The 3,211-nt window shown below is 42.4% G+C and carries 3 protein-coding genes; 1 reads left to right on the forward strand and 2 read right to left on the reverse strand.

The features are described from left to right. Nucleotides 1–15 precede the first annotated feature (15 nt). Entirely contained in the window at nt 16–165 is a 150-nt protein-coding gene (locus AC1DWN_RS30985) for a diguanylate cyclase domain-containing protein (protein ID WP_477562708.1), read from the forward strand. A gap of 148 nt (nt 166–313) precedes the next feature. Here the strand turns inward: AC1DWN_RS30985 and AC1DWN_RS30990 are convergent, their stop codons facing one another. Beyond that, nucleotides 314–1,621, reverse strand: a complete 1,308-nt coding sequence (locus AC1DWN_RS30990; protein WP_477562706.1) for a DEAD/DEAH box helicase — start codon at nt 1,619–1,621, stop codon at nt 314–316. A gap of 274 nt (nt 1,622–1,895) precedes the next feature. Next, the gene (locus AC1DWN_RS30995) at nt 1,896–3,044 is read right to left on the reverse strand and encodes an N-acetylglucosamine-6-phosphate deacetylase (RefSeq protein WP_477562707.1); all 1,149 of its coding nucleotides are present in this window, start codon (nt 3,042–3,044) and stop codon (nt 1,896–1,898) included. Nucleotides 3,045–3,211 lie beyond the last annotated feature (167 nt).

Below are 3,211 nucleotides of genomic sequence, written 5' to 3' on the forward strand. Positions count from 1 at the left end.
CAAGAAGTGAAATTAATGGATAAAAGCATCTCTGTCAGCATCGGAATTTCACTTGCTCCACAAGATGGTGAAGATCAAGAGTCTTTATGTAAGAAGGCCGATCTAGCTTTGTACGAGTCGAAACAGCGTGGAAAGCATCAATATCATTTTTACACGGAAATTTGAACCAGTTAAAGTTGTTCTTACTACTTTAAACATGCACAGCGCAGCTAGCTTAAAAAAACAAAAAAAGGGTCGGATCAGCCCATTCCAAGGCTGATCCGACCCTTACATCTATAATTTGTTACTCAATTCCTCTTAGATAACAGTTATACTATCTGCTTGTTTGACGGCTCTTGCTAAACCAATCCGACTTCGGCTTCGGTTTACGTGAAGGGTTCACTCTTGGCTTCGCCGGTTTTGAAGAAGCTGCAGGTTTTGAATTTGAAGCTCTTGAAGCTGATGGTTTCGATGATTGTACAACCTTTGATGGAACAGCTCCAGCCTTCATCGGAAAGGCATGGTCTTTCACTTCAGGGATCGTCTTGCCGATCAGTTTCTCAATAACCTTAAGGTAAGGAATTTCATCTACTTCGCACAAAGAGATTGCAGTCCCGCTCAGTCCCGCTCTGCCTGTACGTCCAATTCGGTGAACATACGTTTCTGGAATATTAGGGAGATTGAAGTTGATTACATGAGAAAGCTCATCGATATCAATTCCTCTTGCTGCAATATCTGTCGCTACCAACACACGCGTAACGCCGCTCTTGAAATTACTTAATGCAAGCTGACGGGCATTCTGAGATTTGTTTCCATGAATAGCCTCAGCAGAAATTTTCACCTTAGTCAGTTCTTTTACAACGCGGTCAGCACCATGTTTCGTCCGAGTGAACACCAGTGCCGAGGCAATGGTTTCATCTTGTAAAAGAATATTTAATTGCTTTTGCTTATTTTCACTTGCAACGAAATAGATAGATTGCTGAATTCTTTCCACCGACGTAGTTACCGGTATGATATTCACTCTGACAGGATTATTCAGAAGCGATTTTACCATCTTGGATATTTCCGGAGGCATCGTTGCCGAGAAGAATAGAGTTTGTTTCTTACTAGGCATTTTGGAAATAATTTTCTTTACATCATGAATGAAGCCCATATCAAGCATTCTGTCTGCTTCATCAAGTACTAGTATTTTGATATGTTGTAGATCTATACGCTTTTGATTCACTAAATCGATAAGTCTGCCCGGTGTTGCAATAATAATATCCGCGCCTTGATTGAGCGCCCGCTCCTGAGCTTTCTGTGAAACACCGCCAATGATAGCGGAACAAGTGATTTGGGTAAACTGACTATACGCTTGAATGTTTTCATAAATCTGAAGAGCAAGCTCTCTTGTCGGTGTTAAAATTAATGAGCGAATACGGCGCCCAGTATTTGGTTTGATTTTTTCTTCACTTAATAGTTGGATCAGCGGTAAAGAAAAAGCCGCCGTCTTCCCTGTTCCAGTCTGTGCGCACCCCAGTAAATCTCTGCCTTCTAATACAGCCGGTATGGACTGTTCCTGAATCGGAGTTGGCGTATTGTAGTTCTCTTTTTCTAATGCTTTTAAAATTTCAGGTATAAGATTCAAGTCATTAAATGTCATATTTTCTCCTTATGGTATAGCTTAATCTATTTTTTTATACGTTATTTTTAACATTACTTGTAACGTCTCCACAAAACGTCTCTTTATGTCATAACAAGTAAGGTTAACACATTTGAGCACAAAAAAGAAGCGGGAATATACCCGCTCCATTCATGGATACTGATTAAAGTACAGAAACGACCACCATGCGATAATATGGAAACATCTTTCAGTCTTGGCTGGTGATTATGCTTTTTCGATTAACTGGAAGGTTGATATTCTCCATAATAGCTATTTATCCCCGTTTATAGACTGTTTTTCCTCGCAAAACAGTCTCTTGGATATGCAAACAACCTTCTTCGTTGGGGTATGAGAACAGCGTCAGGTTGCCGACAGCCCCCTGTACTAGCCTCCCCACCTCAATACCGATAGCTTCTGCGGGACGTAAGGTGACGGCATCGATTGCATCGCTCAATGGAATACCCACTTGACCAACTACATATTCTATACCGCGATCTAACGATTGTGCAGACCCGGCTAATATAGCAGAGTTTGCAAGGGTCTGCAATCTTCCATTGGGAAGAAGCTCTACCTCCTCCCCAATTAAACTCTTATACTTTCCGGGGAGCATTCCCCCAAATTTAACACAGTCACTAACTAATATAAAACCCTTCGATTTTGCACGAATCATCACCTTGAGCACATTTAACGGCAAATGATGTCCGTCGGCAATTAACATCGCCTGGAGTTCATTAGAAGACAATTGATCCCATATGTAATTGGGATGCCGTGCAAGTACAGGGTGAGCTCCGTTGCCTAAATGCGTAGACAGCGTCGCACCAGCCTTAATGGCCTCTTCAAGTTGACTTGTTGTGGCATTAGTATGACCAATACTTAACGCTATCCCACTATTCGTCAGCTTGCGAATAAATTCGATTGCCCCAGAACGTTCCGGAGCAATCGTTACAAGCTTAATTCTGCCACCTGCTTCTTCCTGCCAGCATGCAAATTCTGCCTCATCCGGGTCACGGATAAAAGCCCGATCATGTGCACCTCGCGGACCATCTTCCTCGGATAAATAAGGACCTTCTAAGTGAACACCGCAAATCGCCTCATTCAACTCCGTGGACTGTTCACAGGCTTTCCGTATTGCAGCTAATGCAATTCGGATACGTTCATTACTACCGGTTATTACTGTTGGACAATAACCAGTCACTCCACAAGCAAACATCGCTTTGGTTAGACCAACTATATCTTCTGATGATATCGATTCACCATTTAAATCAAACCCAGCAAAACCATTCACCTGTAGATCGATCCAACCTGGGGAAATCCAAGCGAGTCCATCGTTATTGGGAATTCCCTCTATGAGCTGTATTACGCCATTCTCTATCGTTATTTCGACGCATTCTGCCGTGTCATAACGTCTCCCCGCCCATTTCATACCCTTCACTCTCCGTCACATTACACGTATGCTAGTTTCCTATCGGCTTGCTTATACCCATTATCTCCGATGACGAATTTTCATCTAAGTAAAGCCACCAATTGCGGTGAGTTTTCAATATCGAAGCTGGACAAAGTTCTGATACATCTCCTTGCAAGGTATTTCTA

This window comes from Paenibacillus sp. P4_A7 (assembly GCF_056402455.1).

Bases quoted from the DNA above. Each gene is read 5' to 3' on its own strand.
- AC1DWN_RS30985 (WP_477562708.1), top strand. From the start codon at position 16: ATGGATAAAAGCATCTCTGTCAGCATCGGAATTTCACTTGCTCCACAA.
- AC1DWN_RS30990 (WP_477562706.1), bottom strand. From the start codon at position 1,621: ATGACATTTAATGACTTGAATCTTATACCTGAAATTTTAAAAGCATTA.
- AC1DWN_RS30995 (WP_477562707.1), bottom strand. From the start codon at position 3,044: ATGAAATGGGCGGGGAGACGTTATGACACGGCAGAATGCGTCGAAATA.